The organism is Crocosphaera watsonii WH 8501 (assembly GCF_000167195.1).
Taxonomy (GTDB): Bacteria; Cyanobacteriota; Cyanobacteriia; order Cyanobacteriales; family Microcystaceae; genus Crocosphaera; species Crocosphaera watsonii.
In genome coordinates this window covers 1-22,913 of the sequence record NZ_AADV02000049.1, presented here as the reverse complement: position 1 = coordinate 22,913, position 22,913 = coordinate 1, and the positions used below count along the sequence as shown (strand labels likewise).

The window sequence follows — 22,913 nt, the reverse complement described above, 5'->3', positions numbered from 1 at the left end:
GTGGGCTGGTGGATCAATCGAGCTCGGTCCCATTTAGAGTACTCCGGTGCTAAGAGACAATTTTGGTGTAGCTTTTATCCCTTAATCTCTGGCCACAGGACCAAAGACACGGGTTCCTCTGGGGTTGCCATCGGCGTTAATAATAACGGCTGCGTTATCGTCAAAACGAATAGTCATGCCACTGGCACGATTCACCGGTTGACGGGTTCGTACAATCACGGCGGTGACGATCTCGGAGCGTTTGACGGGCATATTGGGGAGTGCGTCTTTAACGACGGCGATGATTTTATCCCCAATTTTTCCATAGGTACAATTTCCGGTACCAAGAACACGCAAACACATGAGTTTACGGGCTCCGCTATTGTCGGCAACATTGAGATAGGTTTGCTGTTGAATCACGGTGGTAATAAAAGGGTTTAATGGGCGGTTAAAATGTCCTTAATCTCCCAGCGTTTGGTTTTGCTGAGGGGACGGGTTTCTCGAATACGTACACGATCGCCTTCTTGACATTTATTTTCGGGGTCGTGTGCTTTAAATTTCTTGGTTTTGACGACAATTTTTCGGTATTTGGGATGAGGAGACCGGTTTTCCACCGCTACGACTGCGGTTTTATCCATTTTGGTGCTAACCACTACCCCAACTCTTTCTTTAACAGCCATAGTTTTTTTATGCCTCTTCTGTGGTACTGGATGGTTGATTAATGTTGAGTTGTCTTTCCCGTTCGACGGTTAATAGTTGAGCCATACGATGACGGGTATGTTTAAACAGGTGGGTTTTGTTGTCTAACTGACGGGTGGCTTGCTGAAAACGCAGATCAAAGAGTTTACGTTTGGTGGCTAATATTTCCTCTGCCAGTTCTTCGTCGTTGAGTTTTCTAACTTCTTCTATCTTGGGTAGTGCCATAACTTAGATATACTCCTGTTGGCGTGTAACAAACTTGGTTTTGATTGGTAGTTTCTGAGCCGCTAGACGCATTGCTTCACGGGCAACGGGTTCCTCTACCCCTGATAACTCAAACATGATTCTTCCTGGTTTAACCACAGCCACCCAGTATTCGGGGGAACCTTTACCTGAACCCATCCTGGTTTCGGCGGCTCGCATGGTGACGGGTTTATCGGGAAAAATACGAATCCAAACTTTCCCACCCCTTTTGATATAACGAGTCATAGCACGACGGGCGGCCTCTATCTGACGGGAGGTGATCCAGCAGGGTTCTGTGGCCTGGAGGCCGTAATCACCAAAGTTAAGGGTACTGCCTCGACGTGCCAACCCTCTCATGCGCCCTCGCTGCTGTTTACGGAATTTTGTTCTTCTAGGACTTAACATGGGTCGTTAATAATAAGGTTTAACTTAAAATAGGGTTGATTATTCTTCGTTGGAACGGTCTTCAAACTGTTGGGGGCGACGTTTCTTTCTGGGGGTTGGTGCTGGTGCAGCCATGGCTTCTTGTTCTTGCCCTGGAATAACCTCGCCTTTGAATATCCAGACTTTAATGCCTAAAATACCGTAAATGGTTTGGGCGGTGCGATAGCAATAATCGATGTCGGCTCTAAGGGTGTGCAGTGGCACTCGACCCTCCCTTACCCATTCGCTTCTGGCGATTTCAGCCCCGTTTAAACGTCCACCTACTTGGATTTTGATGCCTTTTACTTCGGCCCGTTGGGCCCTTTGGATAGCTTGGCGTACTACACGACGGAAAGAAACCCGTCTTTCTAGTTGTTGGCCAATATATTCGGCGATCAGAGCAGCGTCAGCATCAACCCTTGCTACTTCGATGACGTTGATGCGAATTTGACGATTTTCACCAAGAGCTTTTTGTAAACCAGTTCTCAGTTGCTCGATACCGCTTCCTCCTCTACCTACTACAACACCGGGTCTAGCGGTGTGAATAGCCAGATCGATCTGATCTGCTTTTCTCTCGATGCGAATATCGGCAATACCGGCATTACTGAGATTTTTTTCTATATACTCCCTGACCACTAAGTCTTCTTGTAATAGCTCGGGATAGCGTTTTTTATCGGCATACCAACAGGATTTATGTTCTTTGGTAATACCGAGACGAAAACCAATTGGATGTATTTTTTGTCCCATATTGTTCTGTTAGTCCTCTTCTATTTCGGGGGCGACGGCAATGGTAATATGACAGGTGGGCTTGCGAATTTGATAAGCCCTTCCTTGCGCTCTGGGGCGATAGCGTCTCAACCCTGGTCCCCCATCTGCATAGGCTTTACTAACGACTAAGCTGCCTGGATCGAGTCCTTGATTATGTTCAGCGTTGGCAACGGCGGAGCGCAATAGTTTCAGGATTGGCTCACAAGCCCGATAGGGCATGAATTCTAGGATGATTAAGGCTTCACGATAAGAACGACCTCGAATTTGGTCGAGTACCCGTCTTACTTTGAAGGGTGACATCCGAATATAACGGGCTATGGCTTTGGCTTCTGTGCTTGTATCAACTGCCATGATGGTTGTGTCTATCTATAACTTCTTATTGGTAATGGGATCCAGAGAATTTAGAATTGTTAGTTTCTCCTACTCCCGTTGGTTATCTTCGAGCTTTTTTATCGCTCTTGGAGTGTCCCCGAAAGGTACGGGTGGGGGCAAATTCTCCGAGTTTATGACCGACCATTTGTTCGGAGATGAAAATAGGAACGTGCTGTCTTCCGTTGTGAACGGCGATGGTATGACCAATCATGGCAGGGATGATGGTGGAAGCCCGTGACCAGGTTTTGATGACCTGTTTATCTCCTTTTTCATTGAGTTTTTCAATTTTGCTGAGGAGACTATCCGCAATAAAGGGGCCTTTTTTTAAGGAACGACTCATAATAATTTCAACTAATTCAACTGTTTTAACGACGACGACGGACAATTAACCGCGAACTCGCTTTTTTCTTATTACGGGTTTTGGCACCTAATGCCGGTTTACCCCAAGGGGTCATAGGTCCGCTTCTCCCAACGGGTGCGCGGCCTTCTCCTCCTCCATGGGGGTGATCTACCGGGTTCATGACACTTCCTCTAACGTGGGGTCTGCGACCACGATGGCGGCTTCTTCCGGCTTTCCCTAGTTTGATATTACGGGCTTCTATGTTACCTACTCGACCGATGGTGGCGTAACATTCTTTTCTCACCATACGTACTTCTTTGGAAGGAAGTCTTAGGGTGACATAGTTTCCTTCTTTGGCGACTACTTGAGCGGCCGCACCAGCAGCCCTCACCATTTGACCGCCTTTACCAGCGATTAATTCTACGTTATGAACTTCTGTCCCCAAGGGAATTTTGTATAGGGGCAGGGCGTTGCCTATTTCAAAGGGAGAGTTTTCTCCTGAAATGACTTCTGTTCCTACTTGGATGCCAGCAGGGGCTAAAATGTAGCGTTTTTCTCCGTCTTCGTAGATCAACAAGGCAATACGGGCGTTACGGTTGGGGTCGTATTCGATGGAGGTAACAGTGGCTGGAATATCGTATTTATTCCGTTTAAAGTCGATGATTCGGTATAACCGTTTGTGTCCACCACCCCGATGACGGCTGGTGATTACACCTCGGTTGTTACGACCTTTTTTGTTGTGTTTGTATTTGGTTAGTGATTTTTCCGGCTTACTTTTGGTGATTTCCGAGAAGTCCGAGACAGCGGCTTGTCTGGTTCCTGGGGTGTATGGCCGATAAGTACGAATACCCATGATTATTACTTAGGTTCAGTTCGTTAATGAGCAGTTTATTAATGGTTCTGGGGTTATAAGTCGGGGAAGAGTGTAATACTATCCCCTTCTTCTAAGGTGACGATCGCTCGTTTATATAAGGGTTTATGTCCAATAAATCGACCCACACGACGCTTTTTGCGAGGGGGACGAATGGTGTTCACCGAAGTTACTTTGACTTCAAATAAACTTTCGATCGCTGCTTTTATTTCTGGTTTGCTGGCTTTGGGCAACACATCAAACACATATTTATTTTCTTCTAGCAGTAGGGTTGCTTTTTCGGTAATAATCGGTTTTATTACTAAATCTGCCAGATCACGGGGATTATATTCAGTCATTGTAAACCTCCTGAATTTTGCTTAAGGATTCAGAAGTGATGACAATTTTATCGGCGTTGAGCAAATCGTAAACATTCAAACTATCTGCTCGCAAAATCTTGACAAAACAGAGATTTCGTGCTGACAAATAGATGTTGTCACCGGCTTCTAGTAACACCAAAGCTACTTTTTCGCTGGGTTCTACGCCCCAACGGGCTAAGGCTGAAGCGAGTTCTTTGGTTTTGGGTTGAGGTAGTTGTTCGGTGAAGTTTTCTACCACGATCATATCTTCTACCCGAGAGGCGATCGCTGTTCTTAGGGCTAACCGTCTTTCTTTACGGTTCATTTTCTTGCTAAAATCTCGGGGTTTAGGTCCAAAAATGACACCACCACCTCTCCAGAGGGGAGAACGGATAGATCCGGCTCTCGCTCTACCAGTTCCTTTCTGTCTCCAGGGTTTACGTCCACCCCCTCTAACTTCTGCTCTGGTCTTACTAGAAGCGTTGCCTTGACGGGCATTGGCTAGGTGACGCACAACTGCACGGTGTAATAAGTGCGATGCGCTTTCTTCTTTGGCCACTTTTAATTCTAGGGTTGCCTGGCCAACTTCTTCCCCTTGCCAGTTTTTAACGTTACAATCAACCATTTTTCTTGACTTTTTTCTGGTTTACTTCTGGGTCAGTCTTATTTTTTACCAACGATGTTGGCTGGGGTAATATTTAATAAACCGCCTGGCTTTCCTGGTACTGCCCCTTTAATTAGCAATAGGTTCCGTTCTGTATCAACTCGAACCACTGTTAATTTACGGGTGGTGGTTTTAGCCGCACCGTATTGACCAGCCATTTTCTTACCTGGGTAAACCCGTCCTGGTGTAGTTCCTGCACCAGTTGAACCGGGTAAACGGTGGTTTTTAGAACCGTGAGTCATGTTACCCCGTTTAAAGTTATGGCGTTTCTGATAACCAGCAAACCCTCTTCCCATCGAGGTCCCAGAAACATCTACTAGGTCTCCAGTGCTGAAAATATCGGCTTTTACTGCTTCTCCTAACTGATAGGAAGCAGTATCTTCTACACGATACTCTTTAAGATGACGCAAGGGGGAGGCGTTGACTTTTTTTAAATGACCTAACTCTGGTTTGGTTAGGGCTTTTTCTTTTACTTCTAAATAACCGAGTTGGACGGCACTATAACCATCGGTTTCGGTTGTTTTAATTTGTGTAATGGTACATGGACCCGCTTGTACAACGGTGACAGGAATGGCTAGGCCAGATTCCTCCTCGAAGATTTGGGTCATACCGAGTTTGGTTCCAAGAAGACCAACAGACACGGCTTTTTTCCTCTATAGGCTAGACAACAGAATCTAGGTGCATTTTTCACACCTAAACAAGCGAGATAGTGTTTCCTCGCTTTGCTTTTATGAATACGCTCCAACGTAAGTTAGGCGGAATCAATATAAACAGTTAACGATAGGTTTAACCTGCCTGTGAAAACGGGTTAAGTTGGGGTGCCGTTACTCCCCAAGACTTAAAGCATGGTTGCTTCAGTATCTTGAAGCGGACTTTTTCTCACCTGTAGCCAAGGTCTATAATATAACTTTTGGCCACAACCAAACATTGTACAGGAAATTAGGGTAAAAATGCAAGGGTAATGGAAAACTTTTTTCAGTGATCCTTATTTTTGGTCGATATAAAATAAAAGGGGTGGCAGAAGGAAACTTTTGACCTCAGTACCCCCGCAAAGAAACAGTCCCCTAGTCCCGAATTTCTCACAAAATCTGCGATCACCAAACACAAAAGCCTTACAGGAAGTGGGTTTGAACAGAGCGGTCGCAGATTTCCCCAACCAACAGTCTGTTGTCAGATTTTAAGTTAAAATCAACCCGAATTAGACAAAGATGAAAAGATAAATCAATCACTCATTTTTCCAAAAAAATTATTAATAAAATCTCTAATAGTACTAGATTGTTAGAATAAAATATGCTATAATTTAATTATTAAAGCAATTTACCTTAAACTGATTTAATGAGTCCCAGTCATCCCCGAACCCCTCGTCAAGTAATCAACTTTAGTAAACAGAAAGGAAAAGAAATAATCGCTAATTTTGATGGGGGACTAATCACTTCAGATGCGGGGATTGTCTGGATAGCTGAGTTGGATAAAAAACTGGGAATTACCGAGAAGTTTGGTAACTGTTTTCAAGATCATCGTCATAAATCTTATGTAGATCATTCCGTTCATGAGTTATTAGCACAAAGGCTTTATGGAATTATTTTAGGCTATGAAGATGTCAATGACCATGATAAATTACGTCACGATCCTGCCCTTAAGATCGCTTTAGAAAAGCTTAATGAACTTGAAGATAAAAAGGGATGGTTAGCTGGAAAAAGTACAATTAATAGATTGGAATATTGTCCTGAGACTATTCTCGACCAAAAAACGAGTCGTTATCATAAAATAGAACCCAACTTTGAAGCCATTGAAAAATCTTTTGTCGAATTTTGTTTAGAGTCTTATAAAAAACCTCCCTTAAGTATTATATTAGATATGGATGTCACGGATGACCAAGTACATGGTAATCAAGAAGGGGCATTTTTTAATAGTTATTATCACGGAGTATGTTATGCTCCTTTATATATTTTCTGTGGGCATCATTTATTAGTGGCTAAACTTCGTTCATCTAATGTAGATCCAGCCGATGGAGCCTTAGACGAATTACAAAGAATTATCGGACTAATTAGAGAAAAATGGTCAGAGACTCATATCCTAGTTAGGGGTGATAGTGCCTATGCCCGTGAAGAAATCTTCTATTTTTGTGAAAATCAGCCTTTAGTTGATTATGTTATAGCTATGGGAACAAATGGCGTTCTTAAGTTACGAGCGGATGATGTAATTGAAAAAGCCAAACATGAATATGAAAAAAAACTAGCTCCAATAACTGAATTAATGGATAGTTTATTTCAGAAAAAAGAAGATTTAGAAGAAGTTAAAAAATTAGTACCAATTTCTACTTGGTATCGCTCTATTCGTTATAAAACAGAAAAGTCATGGAGTTGTCAAAGAAGAGTAGTGACAAAAGTTTGTTATGGAAGTGATGGCTTAAAAATGCGCCATGTGGTGACATCTTTGCCCGCTTCAAAAATTCCACCCTCAAAACTTTATACAAAAAAATACTGTCCGAGAGGCGAGATGGAAAATCGGATTAAAGAACAACAATTAGACTTGTTAGCTCATAGAACTTCAACTCAAACATTTCAAAGTAATCAACTAAGATTATGGATACATTCCTGGGCTTATGTTCTCATAAATGCTTTTCGTCAACACTGTTTAAAAAAAACTTCATTGGCTAAAGCAACTGTGGGAAGAATACGTCTAAATCTTCTTAAGTTGGGAGCCAGAATAAAGATTAGTTGTAGAAGAATTATTATCGCTATAGCTAGTGCTTGTCCTTATCAAGATATTTTGTCTATTGCTAACAAAAGAATTAAAACTATTCCTAATACTGGATAAGTAGAATAAGTTGTTTTTTAAAAAAGATATCTATCATAAGTTGTTGACTGACTGATACTTTCATTTAGTCTTATTTATCGTGGAGAAAATCAAAAGTTAATATAATTATTCCCTCTTAAACTCAATTTTTGGATAATCAAAGTCAATTTTTTTATTCATCTATATTCAAAATTTCTATTAGTCCTAAAAATTATCATTTTTCATCTCTGGATTGGGCTTTCAAATTAATTTGTGAGAAATCCGGGATTAGCGGTTGACTACGAAGTGGAGGAAGATTATCCCAAATTTGGTAATAATGACGAACGGGCAGACACCATTACTGCCAAGGTTTTGAGCGATTTTATGAACAATATCCGCAAAAACAAAACCTATCGTCAGGCAACCCCTACTCAGTCCATTTTAACCATCACTTCCAACGTGGTATATGGGAAAAAGACTGGTAGTACACCGGATGGACGTAAAGCAGGAGAAACCTTTGCATCTGGTGCAAACCCCATGCACGGACGAGATAGCAAAGGTGCATTAGCTTCTATGGCTTCTATTGCGAAATTACCCTACGATAACGCTAAAGATGGCATTTCCTATACTTTCTCTATTGTGCCGCAAGCATTGGGTAATAATGACAGTGCCAAGATCAATAATTTAGTGGGAATGTTAGACGGTTATTTCTACGATACAGGACATCATATTAATATTAATGTTCTTAATCGAGAAACTTTACTGGATGCAATGGATCATCCCGAAGAATATCCTCAGTTAACCATTCGTGTTTCTGGATATGCTGTTAACTTTATTAAGTTAAGTCGGGAACAACAACTAGATGTGATTAATCGTACTTTCCACCAGCGGATGTAAGTTTGTAGTTAGTCCTTTAGGACGAGAAAGATAGTCATCATCAAGGCTAAAGCCTTGACTACCTACTTATGTCCTTATATATTCTTGCTAGATGTTTATATTGTAGAGGTCAACGCTTCGACGATCCTCAGCGTTGATCCCTACCCAAATATTTAGCCGAACTTTTTGAAATTGGTATTATTAAAAAATTGCAAAATAGCTAATATGAATAAACAAATGATAACAACGGGAGTGATTCATTCTGTAGAGACTTGTGGGACTGTAGACGTTCCGGGGATTCGTTTTATTGTTTTTACCAAAGGTTGTCCTTTAAGATGCTTATACTGTCATAATGCCGATTGTCGTCACGTTGAAAATGGCAAGTTGGTATCTGTAGATGAATTGATTTCTGAAATTGAAAAATATCAATCTTACTTTAAATTTTCGGGAGGAGGTGTTACCGTTAGTGGTGGTGAACCTTTAATGCAGCCAGAGTTTGTTAAGGCTATTTTTGAAGAATGTCATAGGTTGGGAATTCATACCGCTTTAGATACTTCTGGATATGTTAACGTTAATATTGCTAAACCTGTTCTAGAATATGCAGATTTGGTTTTGTTAGATATTAAATCCTTTGATCCTAAAGTTTATAAAAAAGTAACCAATGTTTCCATTGAACCCACTTTAAATTTTGCCCGCTATCTCAACGAAATTAAGAAACCAACTTGGATCAGATTTGTCTTAGTTCCTCATTTAACCGATGGGTTTGAAAATGTTACTGGTTTGGCTCAATTTATTGCTCAATTTGATAACATCGAAAGGGTGGAAGTATTGCCATTTCATAAAATGGGAGAATATAAATGGGAACAATTAGGATATGATTATCAACTAACAGAAACTCAACCTCCTTCCGATGAATTACTAGAAAAAGTTATCAATATTTTTAAAAGTTATGATTTAGCGATCGCTACTTAATCGTTATCTTTTCTTATGACAGTCCCAAAAAAGCAGCCACCAATCAACATCAAGTCAACTTTCCTGATTTTAAAGTATTAGAATTTAACTATAGCAATCAGGAATGATTCATGAGAACATCAAGATCCCCCGTTCAGTTCCCCCCTTAGTAAGGGGGGTTAGGGGGGATCACAATTCACTTAATTCTCACAACTGATAACTGATTGCTATATGATTATTGGGGTAATTCCTATAATTTTTTGATACCGTAACTCACCAAAATTGTGTTTTTTGGTGCATTACGCTACGCTAATACACCCTACGAGTCTCTTAAGATTTAGTTTATAAACAGTCTCTAAAAGGTTTAGACCAACAATAATATAGCACTTCTCATACTCGTGAGGTACATAGTTTTTTGTAGATACGTTGCATGCAACGTATCTACACAAGGGTAGGGTGTACCTCATAAGTCTAAGAAACACTATATTAAATTAATCAGTAATTTTTAAACATTTTCCCAGTTTTGCGGCAATCATTTTACTCTTTCTGTCTCCTGCTATAACCAGCAAAATACTAATATTTTCTTAAGATTATAAACGTTATAATAAAAGCGAAAATTCATGTCATTGATATGAGGATGAATTACAAATGATAGTAAATAATCTAGAAAGCTTAAAAGAATTAATCGAAAAAGTCAAGGCATCTCAAGAAAAATACGCCACCTTTAGCCAAGAACAGGTAGATAAGGTCTTTAAAAAAGCTTCCATTGCTGCTAACTCTGCTAGAATTCAACTAGCAAAAATGGTGGTAAAAGAAACAGGAATGGGCATAGTTGAAGACAAAGTAATTAAAAATCATTTTGCTTCTGAAATCGTTTACAATAAATATCGAGACTCTAAAAGCTGCGGTGTCATCGAATTAGATGAATCCTACGGATTTCAAAAAATAGCTGAACCTTTAGGGATTATTGCAGGTATTGTTCCCACAACTAACCCCACATCCACAGCAATTTTTAAAGCATTATTAAGCCTAAAAACTCGTAACGCGATCATTTTTTCTCCCCATCCAAGGGCTAAGAAAAGCACCATTGAAGCAGCAAAAATTATCTTAGAAGCAGCTATAAAAGCAGGATGTCCAGAGCATATAATTGGTTGGATCGACGAACCCACCATTGAATTATCCCAAGCTTTAATGCAGCATCCTGACATCAAATTAATTTTAGCAACTGGGGGTCCAGGAATGGTTAAAGCAGCCTATTCTTCCGGTCATCCTTCCCTTGGTGTGGGTTCAGGAGATACCCCGGCAGTTATTGATAAAACAGCAGATATTAAAACAGCAGTTTCTTCAATTATTCTCAGCAAAACCTTCGATAATGGCATGATTTGTGCCTCAGAACAAGCGGTGATTGTTGAAGATAAAATCTATGAATCAGTTAGGGGAGAATTTCAAGAAAGAGGGGCTTATTTTGTAACAGCAGAAGAACGAGAAAAATTAGGTAAAACTATTATTATTAATGGTAAATTAAATGTAGCGATTGTTGGTCAACCTGTGAGTAAAATAGCAGAAATTGCAGGGATAAAAATACCTGAAGGGACTAAGGTTTTAATTGGTGAAATCGAAAAAGTTGGTTATGAGGAGCCATTTTCCTACGAAAAACTTTCCCCCATTTTAGGGATGTATCGGGGTAATAATTTTGAGGAAGCAGTTGAACGAAGAAATGGAACAAGTTTTAGAAGATATAGACATAAAGTATGACATTTTCTACGACGTTGAACCAGACCCAACTTTAGGCACTATAAATCAAGGTTTGGCTTTAATGAATAGCTTTCATCCTGATGTTATTATCGCCATTGGTGGCGGTTCTCCTATGGATGCAGCCAAAATTATGTGGTTAATGTCCGAACATCCAGAAATCGAATTTGAAGGGTTAGCTATGCGGTTTATGGACATTCGTAAACGGGTTTATGACTTACCCCCATTAGGAGAAAAGGCGATGATGGTGGCTATTCCTACCACATCGGGAACAGGATCGGAGGTAACACCTTTTGCAGTAGTAACGGATGAAAGTACAGGTATTAAATATCCTTTAGCTGACTATGCTTTAACGCCAAATATGGCCATTGTTGACCCCAAGTTAGTGATGAATATGCCAAAAAGTTTAACCCCTTTTGGGGGAATTGATGCCTTAACCCATGCCTTAGAATCCTATGTTTCTGTCTTCGCAAGTGAGTTTACCAATGGGTTAGCATTAAAAGCCATTGGACTATTATTTGAATATCTTCCCAGTGCCTATAAAAATGGTGTAGCCGATACCAAAGCCAGGGAAAAAGTACACTATGCGGCAACTATTGCTGGCATTGCTTTTTCTAATGCTTTCTTAGGAATTTGTCACTCCTTAGCCCATAAATTAGGATCTACTTTTCATGTTCCTCACGGGTTAGCTAATGCGCTGATGATTTCTCATGTTATCCGTTACAACAGCACCGATGCACCTTTTAAACAGGCTATTTTTCCTCAATATAAATTCCCTAACGCTAAGTTCCGTTATGCACAGATAGCTGATTATTTGCACCTTGGGGGAGACAGTGAAGACGAAAAAGTAGAAAAATTAATTGAAGCAGTAGAAAACCTGAAACGGGAGGTAGATATTCCGGCCACTATTAAAGATGTACTTGGGGAAAAAGATCAACAGTTTTATGAGTCTTTAGAAGTGTTATCAGAGCAAGCATTTGATGATCAATGTACAGGGGCCAACCCTCGTTATCCCTTGATGAATGATTTAGAGGATCTTTACATTTTGGCCTATGCTGGTAAAGATAAAAATGTTGAGTTGAATGGTTCCCAAAAAACTGAATTAATTAAGGTTTAAGGAGTAGATTAAGGAGGATTAAAATAATGTCAACGTAGGGTGGGCATTGCCCACCTTAGGTGATTTCTGATAAAGGAGATCCCTTATGATCCGCCCTAACCCCCCTTTTTAAGGGGGGAATAATTGGAAAAGTAGGTATATTCTCGAAGTGGAAATTACCTTACTCTTAGTATCAAAACCTCGTAGGCCGATGCACTGCTCACCTTACAAATTAACAACGTCAAAAATTTGTTGTGCTGTTAAATTCAAATCAGTAAAAATAGAAGAAATAAGGAGATCATTGCTTCTAAATTGTTGTACTTGATATTCTTCATCAACCAATTGATAAATAGAAATAGTTGGTTGTTTTGGATCACCAATATAACGTTTTCCTCCTAAACCTAAATAATCAACAATCCAATATTCAGCTATCCCTAAAGCTTCATAATCAACCAGTTTATGTCCATAATCATAACCCCAATTTGTACTAACAACTTCTATCACCAAAGGAACTGTTTTTCCTTGGGTAATAGTTGACCGTGTTTTCCACAATGGTTCATCATTTAAGCTAGATTTATCAAGAATAAGTACATCGGGGTTATAAGCGGATTTATTCGTATCAAGAGGTTTAATTAAAGCTTGTTTTGGTATCAGATAAGATAGTCCTAGTTGTTTAATTTGTACAACTAATTCCATCATAATAAAGCTAATTACTTCTTCATGATTTCCTATTGCTTGCATCTCAAAAATCGCCCCATCGTGTAATTCATAACGTCCGAAACCATCGGGATACCAGTCCCAAAATTCGTCTAGTGTTATTGGTTGAGAAATTGTTGTAATCATAGTTTATCAGTTATCAGTTATCAGTTATCAGTTACCAGTTATCAGTTACCAGTTATCAGTTATTAATTACGAGTTTTAAAGTTGTCCTAATTCTCGTAATTTAGCCTCTAATTCTTTAATTTTAGCCTCAGCATCTTCCGCCCTTTGTTCAGCTTTTTTAGCCCTTTTTTCAGCCTCTTGTTTCAATTTCCCTAATTCTACATAAGTTAAAAAAGGTTCATCCTTTGGGGTAAATATTTGTAGATCATGATCAGTGATTTCAAAGCGAATTTTTAAACGGGGACTAATCCATCCGTCCATTGTTTCAATTAAGTTTAAACTATTTTCTACTCTGCTCCAACCACAAAGATCGACTTTATCAGGATCATAAACAGAATATTCTTCCACCCCATAGCGATTATAAAACTCAAATTTTTGGATCATTTCTGCTAAAGTATTACCAGGGGAAAGTATTTCAAAAACAACTTGGGGAGAGAGGTTATTTTCTTCCCATTGTTTATAGGAACCCCGATCACCTTTAGGACGACCAAATACTACCATAACATCGGGAGCGCGTCTTAGTTTATTATTACCTTCCAGGGGATACCATAACAAGTCACCAGCAATAAAAACATCAGTATTATCTGCAAATAATAACGCTAAGTTTTCTTTAATGGTAACAATTAAGCGAAATTGTTTAGTATTATCGGCCATGGGTTGACCATCACTATCAGGGTAGATAATATTGTTTTCAGTTGGGTTAGTTATCTGCTGTACCATCGTTTTGATATTTCGTTGATAACATTAACTACATTATATAGTAATCAGTAATGATTCATGAGATTATCGAGACCCCCCCTTTAGTTCCCCCCTTAATAAGGGGGGTTAGGGGGGATAACTTCAACATTAATTCTACAACTGATAAATCATTGCTATATTAGTAATTAACTTCCCTCGCAATGACAATAAATATTTTTATGTTATGTTGAATTTTCCTAAATTGCGTCAGGTGGGCAAAGTTTTCTAAGATATAGTAAGTTTAAATATAGCCTTTCTCGGACTCATGAGGCTTCGCCGTGAGCGCGGCTCCGAACGGTACACTTAATTCCGAACTCCTAACTCCTAACTCCTAACTCCTAACTCCGAACCCCTAAAACTCTCTATTTTCCCCACCCCACAAGTTGATGCTCAATTGGCTAAAAAAACTCTGGAATTGGCTGAAAAGTCTCTTTAATCCTCCTTCTGACGCAATAGAAACAGATGAACCCAGTTTATCCGATGCTGAGTACGAAAGTGTCTTATTTACGTTGCTGGAAGCAATTAAAAAAGGAAGGTCTTGGGGCAGTTGTCAAGGGTTTTTAATAAGTCGTAATATCAAATCTGATAAATTAGCAGAATGGATAGAGGAGAAAAGTTTAGAATGGTTGGATAATAAAGATAATTATCAACAATTAGGGCAAGATTTAGAAGAATTGGGTAATATTGCATCAGGGAAACTGGGAAATATTGCGAGAAACCTGAGTTCGGAGTTAGGAGTTAGGGGTTCGGAGTTTGGAAATTTTCAAGGGAATAATCTACAAAATACAGAACCAAACCCAACCCCATCAGAAACACAAAATATAACCAGTTTCCAAACAACAACAGATGAAGTTCAAAGATTAATTGATCAAGCAGTTGAACAATATCAAAGGGGAGAGTATCAAGAAGCAGTTAATACTGTGGTTGAAATAACCCAACAATATCCTAATGATTATCAAGGGTGGTATTATTTGGGAGAATTAATGGGTACTTTTCAGCAATATGAACAAGCGATCGCATCCTACGACAAAGCTTTACAGTTGAAACCAGATTATCATCCAGCTTGGGTTAACCGAGGGGTAGCTTTATATGAGTTAGGAAGGTTGGATGAAGAGATCGCCTCCTACGACAAAGCATTACAGTTGAAACCAGATGATGATGTAGCTTGGAATAACCGAGGGTATGCTTTAGGTAACTTAGGAAGGTGGGATGAAGCGATCGCATCCTACGACAAAGCATTACAGTTAAAACCAGATAAAGATGAAGCTTGGTATAACCGAGGGATAGCTTTATTTAACTTAGGAAGGTGGGATGAAGCGATCGCATCCTACGACAAAGCATTACAGTTGAAACCAGATTATCATCCAGCTTGGGATCACCGAGGAATCATTTTATGTGACAATTTAGGGAGGTTTGAAGAAGCGATTACCTCCTTTGAGAAGGCGTTAGAAATTAAACCAGATTATTATTCAGCTTGGCATAACCGAGGGGTAGCTTTAAGTAATCTACAAAGGTTCAATGAAGATATCGCCTCCTACGACAAAGCTTTACAGTTGAAACCAGATTTACATCAAGCTTGGTATTACCGAGGGAATACTTTAGGTAACTTACGAAGGTTGGATGAAGCGATCGCCTCCTACGACAAAGCATTACAGTTGAAACCTGATTTTCCTGAAGCTTGGTATCACCGAGGGTTAGCAGCAAGTTCATCAACCGCAAGTGAAGGGTATATATTACGGGTAGAAAGTCAATTTATAGATACATTTCAACTGGAATTAACCGACGCTTCCAGACAACTAATTAACTACTTTCAATCCCTAGAAACAGGAGATTTTGGTGATCTCATTTCCTTCTTACAACAACCCAACTCAGACAAGTTAATACAATTTCTTAATCAATCTCAACTACAGTTAATTTCTCGGTTGAACCCTGAGTTAAATAAACGGGGATACGAAGGAGAATTAATTAGTTATCGCTACCCCTTAAATAAACATATTTATCAAGACAGTCACCCCGAAGGATGGGGATATTTACATCATAAAATTGGGGTAGCGCAATATGAACACCAAGAATATAATAACGCCATTAATAGTTATCATTGTGCCTTAGAAACTTTAACCGTTGAACAGTTCCCCGAATTACGGTTAGAAGTGATTCAAGATTTAGTTAAAGTTTATTTAGCAAAGGGAGATAAAGACAACGCTGATGATTATTTATTCCAAGGATTAAAACTACTTAATCAATTATTAGATAAGGTTCCCATTGAAGACGAAGACCAAAGATTAAGACTAGAAGCCAAATTTTTAACCTTTCGTCAACTCACGGTTAATGTTCTTTTAGAGAAAGGAGAAATTATCGAAGCATTACGCAACGCAGAATTAGAGAAAAATCGGCGTTTAACTCATATTATAGAAGGATATAAAACAGAAACTCAACTAAAAACAGACTCTAAGATTTATCCCAGTTATAAACAAATAGAAAGCTTATTGAACCCTGAGAAAGCAATTATTTACTGGTTTAATAGTCCAATGGGATTAATTACTTTCATTATCAAACAAAACGGATTAATACCATTAAACCCAAACCCATCAAAAAACGTCCCGCTTAATAACGGTGGTGGGGTAGAATCACTCGAACAATGGATAAAAAAATGGGATGAAGATTATCAAGACTATAGAGTTAAAAAAGATGAAGAAAAAGAAAACAAAAAAGAGCATCCTTGGCGATTTCATATCAGCGATCGCCTAGAAAATTTAAAAGATATCTTAGGTATTTCTGACATAGAAAAAGAATTAGAAGACATCAAAGAATTAATCTTAATTCCCCACCAAGACTTACATAGATTCCCCTTACATTTCATATTTAATCAAAAAGATTGGATAATATCTTATCTTCCCAGTTTACAAATAGGTTTAAACTTGAAACAAAAACAACAACAATTAAACAATAGTCAAAGAGAATTATTAAGTATAGAAAACCCCCGACAATATTTAAGGGATGAAGTTTGTACAGATGAGGAAAATAAGGAAAAGCATTTATTATATTCTGAAATAGAATGTGGGATAATTAACGCATATTTGGCTACAGTAGAACCATCCATAATCACTATTGAAGACTTTAAAAATCCTATAATCACTATTGAAGACTTTAAAAAAGCTATTCCCAACCATACTCACCTTCATTTTACCGGCCACGGTTATTATAACTTTGATGTTCCCAAAAGATCAGCTTTAGAATTTATCAATGAGAGTAGAGAGGAAAAGACTCAACTAACTGCTTCTGAAATAAGTCATCTTAACTTTAATTCCTATGAGTTAATAACCCTTTCTGCTTGCGAAACTGCCTTAAATGGACAGCAAACCATTGAGAGTGAATATGTAGGGTTAGTTAGTGCATTTCTCAAGGGTGGTGCAAACTGTGTTGTTAGTACCCTGTGGACAGTTGACGAAACTTCCAGCGCATGGTTGATGATTTATTTTTATCAACAATATCATTCAGGAATTGTACCAAAAATTGCTCTAGAAAATGCGCAAATTTGGTTGCAAAATGTGACTAATCAAGAATTAATTATCTGGTTAAGGAAACTTTTAGAATATGGAGAAAGTAAACAAGTTAATGGTGATATTCTACGTTCAATACAAGATGAAATAAATAAATATAATGAACAAAATCCCAAGAGTAAAGTGTATGAACAAGATTATTATTGGTTAGGATTTATTGTCCATCAATTATGAACTATGGTATAATAAAAACAGATAATCCTACTTGTTATATCATTTTCATAAACTTAGACTACAGGTGTTTATATTGTAGGGGTCAACGGCCGTTGACCCCTACACCGGATGTGTAGTCGGACTTTAGGAAATTGGTATTAGGAGAAAACCATGACTCAACCATCTAAACCACTAAAACCCAGTCAAAAAAGAACCTTAGACGCTTTAAAAATTGCCATTCAGCGTGTTGATATTGAGCAACTTCCTGAAGATTTAAGGGAGAAAATTAAGAGCATTGAAAGAGAATCATCAGAGTATAATTATCAAGTCATTGATGAAATAATAGCATCGATTGAAAATATTTCTCATTTTAATGCTGCTTATCAAAAAGCTAGAGATGAATTAACAAAAGACTACAATAGTAAAGAAAAAACTAAAATAGCAAGTTCCTACCCTTCAAATCATTCTCCTTCTAGGGCAAAAACTGAGCAAGAAATTAATCCTAAAGCATTATTTATTTTGCAAGAATTAGAAAACTATCCCTTGACATTAGAAGACTTAAAATATCGTTTAAATTTAAAGTCAGAGGAAGTCCATCAAATTGTCAAACAACTATGGAATGAAAGAAAAGTTAATAAAGTTTCTGGAAGTATTTGGTATAGTCTTTTTCCTATTACTAAACCACGAAGATTCGACATAACAGAAGATGATTCACATACCTCTTTTACCTTAACAACCCTTGGTGAAATAGAACTTCGTAGATTTAGCAATTATCGTTAATAAAATTAATGGATAATATACCACAATTAATACCCTATCTTTATATTATTTCAGGGTGTATTAATGCTATTATAGCTTGGATAGATTTGGAACAAAAATTAATCCGTTATTATGTCTTTTATAAACCGTTAGTCCTTAATAAACCCTTAAAAAATCTTCCTTTTGGGTTATGGTTAGCAATACAGATTATCTTTCCAGCTTTATTTATCTGGGTTACTATTAGTAATTGTACAAAGCCATCTACTACAATAGAATACGCTCAGTTAGGTGCTAATATATTAGTTTATGGTGTCTTTTTTCAAGTCTTTTCTGGGACAACTGAAAAGCTAGGTATGAGTCCCATAAATCTGATTATTCCCTTGACTTGGGCTAATATATTATATGAAGTTTACCTAAATTCAACAGAAGGAAAATTAGCAAGACAATTTTGGAGCAATCTAGAAACAGAACTAAAAAAGTTAAAACAAAGAGATTTATTAGAGGGACTTGATTATATTGAAAATTATTATTTTGTCCAACTTTTATAGGAAGAAGCAGAATGTAGCAAATGGAAAAATAGCTTATTAGAAATTCGACAAGAAAGACAGCGTAAAAGTAAATGTGAAAAATTAGTGGGTAAATGTTTTAAAGGAATTATCCCTCGTCAAGACTTAGGTTATTTCTGATAAAGGAGATCCCTTACCATCCCCCCTAACCCCCCTTTTTAAGGGGGGAATAATTGGAAAAGCAGGTATATTCAAGTGTGGAAATCACCTTACCAGAAGTTTTAAAACAGTTTAATATTCCTGAAGAATTCATTAATACATATTTTAAACAGTCTTAATCTTCCAAGTTAAGGTAAATATTTTTGAACAACACTCCATTATGTTAAGTTTTGCTAAATTTGACGGTTAAGTGACAATATAACTGTATAGTAATAAATTGAAAGAGAAATCACGGCAGTCGTTTGATGGTTGAGGACAGAAATAGTAATTTTGCTCTAAAGCCTAACGTCTGAGTGTTAACAAGAGGTATTGATCATGAGTAATAACTTAGCCCTGAAGCTTCGAGAAGGAACCAGTCATTCCCACACTTTAGCAGAGAATACAGCTTTTACTAAGTGTTTTCTCAAAGGTATTGTAGAAAGAGAACCCTTCCGTAAACTTTTAGCTGACTTTTATTTCTTATATTCGACCCTAGAAGAAGAATTAGAACGTCATAAAGATGATCCCATAATTAGTAAGATATATTTTCCTGAGTTAAACCGCAAACAAAACTTAATACAAGACCTAGAATACTACTACGGAGAAAATTGGGCAGCCGATATTTTCCCTTCAGTTGCTGGCCAAACTTATGTAGCAAGAATTAGGCAAGTTTCTCAAGTTGAACCGGCCTTATTAGTTGCCCATTCTTATGTGCGTTATATGGGTGATTTATCCGGTGGTCAAAGTTTAAAAAATATAGCCCGTTCGGCCTTAGAATTACCCGAAGGTAAAGGAACTCAATTCTATGAGTTTGAGCAAATTTCCACCCCAGAAGCAAGACGGGAATTCAAAGGAAAATATCGTGATGCTTTAAACGCTTTACCCGTGGATGAAGCCGTAGAACAAAAAATCATTGATGAGGCCAATCATGCCTTTAAATTAAACCGTGATGTGGTACACGAATTAGAAAATGATGTCAAAGAAGCCATCGGTGATCATGTATTTGAATTAATCACTCGTCAGGACATTCCTGGGGCAACAGAACATCCTCATGGTCAAGGTCATCCCCAGAATTTAGTTATTGCCGAGTAAAGCATCAACCCTATTTAAGTAAAGGGAAAAGTCAGGAAAATAAATCTATTTTCATTGAACTGACTGCCCCTTTTTTTGTGAACTATTCCAACTGATACATCCCAACCTTTGAGAGGGTAATTAAGAACATGAACTTAACAGCTAAAACAATTGAATTTGACCAAGAGTTAATCAAAAAATACGACAAATCTTTGCCAAGATACACCAGTTATCCCCCTGCGACTGAACTAAAAACAAAAGTAGGAGAACCAGAATTTCGTGCAGGGATTGCAGCAGGAAACCATAACAAAACCCCTCTTTCTTTGTATTGTCATATTCCTTTTTGTGAAACAGCTTGTTATTTTTGTGGTTGTAATACAATCATTACAGGTAATAAAAAAATTGCCCCTCCTTACCTAGAATATTTAATTAGTGATATTGAAAGAACCGCAGAACTTATTTCTGATAAGCGTAGTGTTAATCAAATTCATTGGGGAGGAGGAACCCCAAACTACTTAAACCAATCGCAAATTGATCAGTTATTTAATACTTTAGTTAAGAACTTTAATATTGACAAAAATGCCGAGATATCCATTGAAGTAAACCCCCGATATCTTGATCGAAATTTAGTCTTTTTCTTGAGAAACTTAGGGTTTAATCGGATTAGTTTTGGTATTCAAGACTTTGACCCGAAAGTACAAAAAGCTATTAACCGTATTCAACCCGAAGAAATGTTATTTAATGTCATGGGTTGGATGAGAGAAGCTGAGTTTGAGAGTGTCAACGTCGACCTTATTTATGGACTGCCTTATCAAAATCGACATACGTTTAAAAAGACAGTTGAAAAGACCATAGAATTAGATCCCAATCGTATTGCTGTGTTTAACTTTGCTTATATTCCTTGGATCAAAGCTGCACAGAAAAAAATGCCTGTGAATGAACTTCCCAATGCGTCAGAAAAGTTAGCAATTTTACAAATGACCATCGAAGAATTTAATAATAACGATTATTTATTTATCGGGATGGATCACTTTGCTAAACCCAACGATGAGTTAGCGATCGCCCAAGCAGCAGGTGATTTACACCGTAACTTTCAAGGATACACCACCAAACCAGAATCCGATCTTTTGGCCTTTGGCATGACCTCAATTAGTATGTTACACGATGTTTATGTACAAAATCATAAGAGAATCAAGCACTATTATAAAAGCTTAGATGCAGGACATTTACCCATCGAGAAAGGCGTTACCTTGAGCAAAGATGATATCATTCGCCGTTCCGTTATTATGGAATTGATGTGTCAATCTCAACTCTATAAAGATCGCATCGAAGAAAAGTATAATCTTCATTTTGATCTTGATTTTGACCAATACTTTGCCCAGGAATTAATCGATCTTCGACCCTTAGAAGCTGATGGTTTAATCCATTTACATAGCGATCGCCTTGAAGTCACCAATACCGGCCGCTGGTTAATCCGAAATATTGCTGCGGTGTTCGATCCCTATCTCAAAGGACGCAAAGGACAGTCCTTTTCTAAAGCCATTTAAGGGAGAGTTGAGGGGATTAATTTCCCTCAATCTTAACTCTATGTTTGAGTTCTATTAATTCTCCAGGTTGTGTCGATGAAATTAAATCTAATAAGGTATTTTCATTAACATTAAATTTTCTGTACCTACATTCTTCGTCTATACATAACAAATAGTCAAAGTCTAACGGATTCACGTCTGGATTAAGTAATAAACTGACTGGAGTAAACTTTTGATCAGGGTTAGACAGTAAATAATGATATATCCAGGAGTCTTCTCCTGCAACAAGGACAATATTAGACTCAGGGGGAATAGTATCCTTAAAGTCTAATAATCTAGAGTTTTTATCTCTATAAAAGTAATGATTTTCTGCATAATAAAGTCGATTTCGTCCCCAATTGGTTTTTGCCCAAATACTTTCGTGCATTATATTATGAGCCCATTTTAAGGGAATTAGATGTGACCCAGTGAGGGTTTGATTGGGAATTATATTTAGTGGCTTACTTTCATTAACAGCACAGGATAGAAATAAAATTAAGATGGAAGCATAACTAATTGATTTAATTAAAAATTTTCTTTTAAATTTAACCGATTCTATGAAATAAGCAACACAAACACCAGAAGCAGCAAAGAAGAGTGAAAAAAACCTTCCATTCCAAGGCATCCAAACCACCTTATAACAAAGAATTACTGCATACCCCATTAAAGTTAAACTTAATGCCTGTAAAGACTTTTTTCCTCTTAAAATTGAGTAAATGATTCCAGGTATTACTAATAAAAAGACAAAAGGACCAAACCAAGACAAGTCTTCATCCCGAATTTCTCACAAAATCTGCGATCGCCAAACACAGAAGCCTTACAGGAAGTGGGTTTGAACAGAGCGATCGCAGATTTCCCCAACCAACAGTCTGTTGTCAGATTTTAAGTTAAAATCAACCCGAATTAGACAAAGATGAAAAGATAAATCAATCACTCATTTTTCCAAAAAAATTATTAATAAAATCTCTAATAGTACTAGATTGTTAGAATAAAATATGCTATAATTTAATTATTAAAGCAATTTACCTTAAACTGATTTAATGAGTCCCAGTCATCCCCGAACCCCTCGTCAAGTAATCAACTTTAGTAAACAGAAAGGAAAAGAAATAATCACTAATTTTGATGGGGGACTAATCACTTCAGATGCGGGGATTGTCTGGATAGCTGAGTTGGATAAAAAACTGGGAATTACCGAGAAGTTTGGTAACTGTTTTCAAGATCATCGTCATCAATCTTATGTAGATCATTCCGTTCATGAGTTATTAGCACAAAGGCTTTATGGAATTATTTTAGGCTATGAAGATGTCAATGACCATGATAAATTACGTCAC

General features: G+C 37.8%; 22 protein-coding genes and 3 pseudogenes. 11 read left to right on the top strand and 14 right to left on the bottom strand.

Annotation, left to right across the window (positions count from 1 at the left end; translation table 11 throughout):
- Positions 1-49: 49 nt before the first annotated feature.
- The 11 genes and pseudogenes from rplN to rplC form a co-directional block, all read right to left on the bottom strand.
- Positions 50-399 (bottom strand): annotated as a pseudogene (gene rplN, locus CWATDRAFT_RS18460) (50S ribosomal protein L14).
- Between the two features lie 17 nt (positions 400-416).
- A complete protein-coding gene (gene rpsQ, locus CWATDRAFT_RS18455) occupies positions 417-659 on the bottom strand; it encodes a 30S ribosomal protein S17 (protein ID WP_007306456.1) in 243 nt (80 codons plus the stop codon).
- Between the two features lie 7 nt (positions 660-666).
- Entirely contained in the window at positions 667-903 is a 237-nt protein-coding gene (rpmC, locus tag CWATDRAFT_RS18450; protein WP_007306455.1) for a 50S ribosomal protein L29, read from the bottom strand.
- A 3-nt stretch (positions 904-906) separates the two neighbouring features.
- The gene (gene rplP / locus CWATDRAFT_RS18445) at positions 907-1,326 is read right to left on the bottom strand and encodes a 50S ribosomal protein L16 (protein WP_007306454.1); all 420 of its coding nucleotides are present in this window, start codon (positions 1,324-1,326) and stop codon (positions 907-909) included.
- A gap of 39 nt (positions 1,327-1,365) precedes the next feature.
- A complete protein-coding gene (gene rpsC / locus CWATDRAFT_RS18440; RefSeq protein WP_007306453.1) occupies positions 1,366-2,091 on the bottom strand; it encodes a 30S ribosomal protein S3 in 726 nt (241 codons plus the stop codon).
- Positions 2,092-2,100: 9 nt separating this feature from the next.
- Positions 2,101-2,463, bottom strand: a complete 363-nt coding sequence (rplV, locus tag CWATDRAFT_RS18435) for a 50S ribosomal protein L22 (RefSeq protein WP_007306452.1) — start codon at positions 2,461-2,463, stop codon at positions 2,101-2,103.
- Positions 2,464-2,545: 82 nt separating this feature from the next.
- Complete coding sequence (rpsS, locus tag CWATDRAFT_RS18430; RefSeq protein ID WP_007306451.1) at positions 2,546-2,824, bottom strand: 30S ribosomal protein S19; 279 nt, start codon at positions 2,822-2,824, stop codon at positions 2,546-2,548.
- 25 nt (positions 2,825-2,849) lie between these two features.
- Complete coding sequence (gene rplB, locus CWATDRAFT_RS18425; RefSeq protein ID WP_007306450.1) at positions 2,850-3,677, bottom strand: 50S ribosomal protein L2; 828 nt, start codon at positions 3,675-3,677, stop codon at positions 2,850-2,852.
- A 53-nt stretch (positions 3,678-3,730) separates the two neighbouring features.
- Entirely contained in the window at positions 3,731-4,033 is a 303-nt protein-coding gene (locus tag CWATDRAFT_RS18420) for a 50S ribosomal protein L23 (RefSeq protein WP_007306449.1), read from the bottom strand.
- The gene (rplD, locus tag CWATDRAFT_RS18415; RefSeq protein WP_007306448.1) at positions 4,026-4,658 is read right to left on the bottom strand and encodes a 50S ribosomal protein L4; all 633 of its coding nucleotides are present in this window, start codon (positions 4,656-4,658) and stop codon (positions 4,026-4,028) included. Before rplD ends, CWATDRAFT_RS18420 begins: the two co-directional genes overlap by 8 nt.
- Positions 4,659-4,696: 38 nt before the next feature.
- On the bottom strand, positions 4,697-5,338 hold the full coding sequence (gene rplC, locus CWATDRAFT_RS18410; protein WP_007306447.1) for a 50S ribosomal protein L3: 642 nt from the start codon (positions 5,336-5,338) through the stop codon (positions 4,697-4,699).
- Positions 5,339-6,032: 694 nt separating this feature from the next.
- On the opposite strand from rplC, the gene CWATDRAFT_RS18405 reads away from it, so the two are divergent.
- From CWATDRAFT_RS18405 to CWATDRAFT_RS18390, 5 genes and pseudogenes are all read left to right on the top strand, one after another.
- Positions 6,033-7,517, top strand: a complete 1,485-nt coding sequence (locus CWATDRAFT_RS18405; protein ID WP_007306458.1) for an IS1380-like element ISCwa5 family transposase — start codon at positions 6,033-6,035, stop codon at positions 7,515-7,517.
- A 231-nt stretch (positions 7,518-7,748) separates the two neighbouring features.
- Positions 7,749-8,372 (top strand): glycine radical domain-containing protein, encoded by a 624-nt coding sequence (locus tag CWATDRAFT_RS31840; RefSeq protein WP_007306459.1) that lies wholly within the window; start codon positions 7,749-7,751, stop codon positions 8,370-8,372.
- Positions 8,373-8,588: 216 nt separating this feature from the next.
- The gene (gene pflA, locus CWATDRAFT_RS18395; RefSeq protein WP_156183464.1) at positions 8,589-9,323 is read left to right on the top strand and encodes a pyruvate formate-lyase-activating protein; all 735 of its coding nucleotides are present in this window, start codon (positions 8,589-8,591) and stop codon (positions 9,321-9,323) included.
- Positions 9,317-9,415 (top strand): annotated as a pseudogene (locus CWATDRAFT_RS40050) (flagellar assembly protein H); the annotation flags it as partial. The gene pflA and the pseudogene CWATDRAFT_RS40050, both read left to right, overlap by 7 nt.
- A 535-nt stretch (positions 9,416-9,950) precedes the next feature.
- Positions 9,951-12,171: pseudogene (locus tag CWATDRAFT_RS18390) on the top strand (bifunctional acetaldehyde-CoA/alcohol dehydrogenase).
- 204 nt (positions 12,172-12,375) lie between these two features.
- Here CWATDRAFT_RS18390 and CWATDRAFT_RS18385 read toward each other — a convergent pair.
- Together CWATDRAFT_RS18385 and CWATDRAFT_RS18380 are read right to left on the bottom strand one after the other, a co-directional pair.
- A complete protein-coding gene (locus CWATDRAFT_RS18385; RefSeq protein WP_007306446.1) occupies positions 12,376-12,993 on the bottom strand; it encodes a Uma2 family endonuclease in 618 nt (205 codons plus the stop codon).
- A gap of 75 nt (positions 12,994-13,068) precedes the next feature.
- The gene (locus tag CWATDRAFT_RS18380) at positions 13,069-13,752 is read right to left on the bottom strand and encodes a Uma2 family endonuclease (RefSeq protein ID WP_007306445.1); all 684 of its coding nucleotides are present in this window, start codon (positions 13,750-13,752) and stop codon (positions 13,069-13,071) included.
- Between the two features lie 404 nt (positions 13,753-14,156).
- Here CWATDRAFT_RS18380 and CWATDRAFT_RS18375 point away from each other — a divergent pair, with 404 nt between their 5' ends.
- The 5 genes from CWATDRAFT_RS18375 (at position 14,157) to hemN (ending at position 21,564) form a co-directional block, all read left to right on the top strand.
- Positions 14,157-17,504, top strand: coding sequence for a CHAT domain-containing protein (locus tag CWATDRAFT_RS18375; protein ID WP_007306463.1), 3,348 nt, complete (start codon positions 14,157-14,159; stop codon positions 17,502-17,504).
- A gap of 150 nt (positions 17,505-17,654) precedes the next feature.
- Complete coding sequence (locus tag CWATDRAFT_RS18370; RefSeq protein ID WP_007306464.1) at positions 17,655-18,263, top strand: hypothetical protein; 609 nt, start codon at positions 17,655-17,657, stop codon at positions 18,261-18,263.
- 8 nt (positions 18,264-18,271) lie between these two features.
- Positions 18,272-18,790: a hypothetical protein gene (locus tag CWATDRAFT_RS18365; RefSeq protein ID WP_007306465.1), complete on the top strand. Its 519-nt coding sequence runs from the start codon at positions 18,272-18,274 to the stop codon at positions 18,788-18,790.
- 492 nt (positions 18,791-19,282) lie between these two features.
- Positions 19,283-20,038 (top strand): biliverdin-producing heme oxygenase, encoded by a 756-nt coding sequence (locus CWATDRAFT_RS18360; protein ID WP_007306466.1) that lies wholly within the window; start codon positions 19,283-19,285, stop codon positions 20,036-20,038.
- A gap of 128 nt (positions 20,039-20,166) precedes the next feature.
- The gene (hemN, locus tag CWATDRAFT_RS18355) at positions 20,167-21,564 is read left to right on the top strand and encodes an oxygen-independent coproporphyrinogen III oxidase (protein WP_007306467.1); all 1,398 of its coding nucleotides are present in this window, start codon (positions 20,167-20,169) and stop codon (positions 21,562-21,564) included.
- A 16-nt stretch (positions 21,565-21,580) separates the two neighbouring features.
- Here hemN and CWATDRAFT_RS18350 read toward each other — a convergent pair whose 3' ends face one another.
- Positions 21,581-22,348 carry a hypothetical protein gene (locus tag CWATDRAFT_RS18350; RefSeq protein ID WP_007306444.1) on the bottom strand — a complete coding sequence of 256 codons (768 nt, stop codon included), beginning with the start codon at positions 22,346-22,348 and terminating at the stop codon, positions 21,581-21,583.
- A gap of 274 nt (positions 22,349-22,622) precedes the next feature.
- Between CWATDRAFT_RS18350 and CWATDRAFT_RS18345 the strand changes: the two genes are divergently transcribed.
- Positions 22,623-22,913 (top strand): transposase (locus tag CWATDRAFT_RS18345; protein ID WP_007306468.1); only part of this gene is annotated, 291 nt, incomplete at its 3' end.

Excerpts from the sequence above, each read along its gene's own strand:
- rpsS (WP_007306451.1), bottom strand. The coding sequence starts at position 2,824 with ATGAGTCGTTCCTTAAAAAAAGGCCCCTTTATTGCGGATAGTCTCCTC.
- CWATDRAFT_RS18420 (WP_007306449.1), bottom strand. The coding sequence starts at position 4,033 with ATGACTGAATATAATCCCCGTGATCTGGCAGATTTAGTAATAAAACCG.
- rpsC (WP_007306453.1), bottom strand. The coding sequence starts at position 2,091 with ATGGGACAAAAAATACATCCAATTGGTTTTCGTCTCGGTATTACCAAA.
- CWATDRAFT_RS18375 (WP_007306463.1), top strand. The coding sequence starts at position 14,157 with ATGCTCAATTGGCTAAAAAAACTCTGGAATTGGCTGAAAAGTCTCTTT.
- rplP (WP_007306454.1), bottom strand. The coding sequence starts at position 1,326 with ATGTTAAGTCCTAGAAGAACAAAATTCCGTAAACAGCAGCGAGGGCGC.
- CWATDRAFT_RS18405 (WP_007306458.1), top strand. The coding sequence starts at position 6,033 with ATGAGTCCCAGTCATCCCCGAACCCCTCGTCAAGTAATCAACTTTAGT.
- CWATDRAFT_RS18385 (WP_007306446.1), bottom strand. The coding sequence starts at position 12,993 with ATGATTACAACAATTTCTCAACCAATAACACTAGACGAATTTTGGGAC.
- CWATDRAFT_RS18360 (WP_007306466.1), top strand. The coding sequence starts at position 19,283 with ATGAGTAATAACTTAGCCCTGAAGCTTCGAGAAGGAACCAGTCATTCC.
- rplV (WP_007306452.1), bottom strand. The coding sequence starts at position 2,463 with ATGGCAGTTGATACAAGCACAGAAGCCAAAGCCATAGCCCGTTATATT.
- pflA (WP_156183464.1), top strand. The coding sequence starts at position 8,589 with ATGATAACAACGGGAGTGATTCATTCTGTAGAGACTTGTGGGACTGTA.
- CWATDRAFT_RS18365 (WP_007306465.1), top strand. The coding sequence starts at position 18,272 with ATGGATAATATACCACAATTAATACCCTATCTTTATATTATTTCAGGG.
- rplD (WP_007306448.1), bottom strand. The coding sequence starts at position 4,658 with ATGGTTGATTGTAACGTTAAAAACTGGCAAGGGGAAGAAGTTGGCCAG.
- rpmC (WP_007306455.1), bottom strand. The coding sequence starts at position 903 with ATGGCACTACCCAAGATAGAAGAAGTTAGAAAACTCAACGACGAAGAA.
- hemN (WP_007306467.1), top strand. The coding sequence starts at position 20,167 with ATGAACTTAACAGCTAAAACAATTGAATTTGACCAAGAGTTAATCAAA.
- CWATDRAFT_RS18380 (WP_007306445.1), bottom strand. The coding sequence starts at position 13,752 with ATGGTACAGCAGATAACTAACCCAACTGAAAACAATATTATCTACCCT.
- CWATDRAFT_RS18370 (WP_007306464.1), top strand. The coding sequence starts at position 17,655 with ATGACTCAACCATCTAAACCACTAAAACCCAGTCAAAAAAGAACCTTA.
- rpsQ (WP_007306456.1), bottom strand. The coding sequence starts at position 659 with ATGGCTGTTAAAGAAAGAGTTGGGGTAGTGGTTAGCACCAAAATGGAT.
- rplB (WP_007306450.1), bottom strand. The coding sequence starts at position 3,677 with ATGGGTATTCGTACTTATCGGCCATACACCCCAGGAACCAGACAAGCC.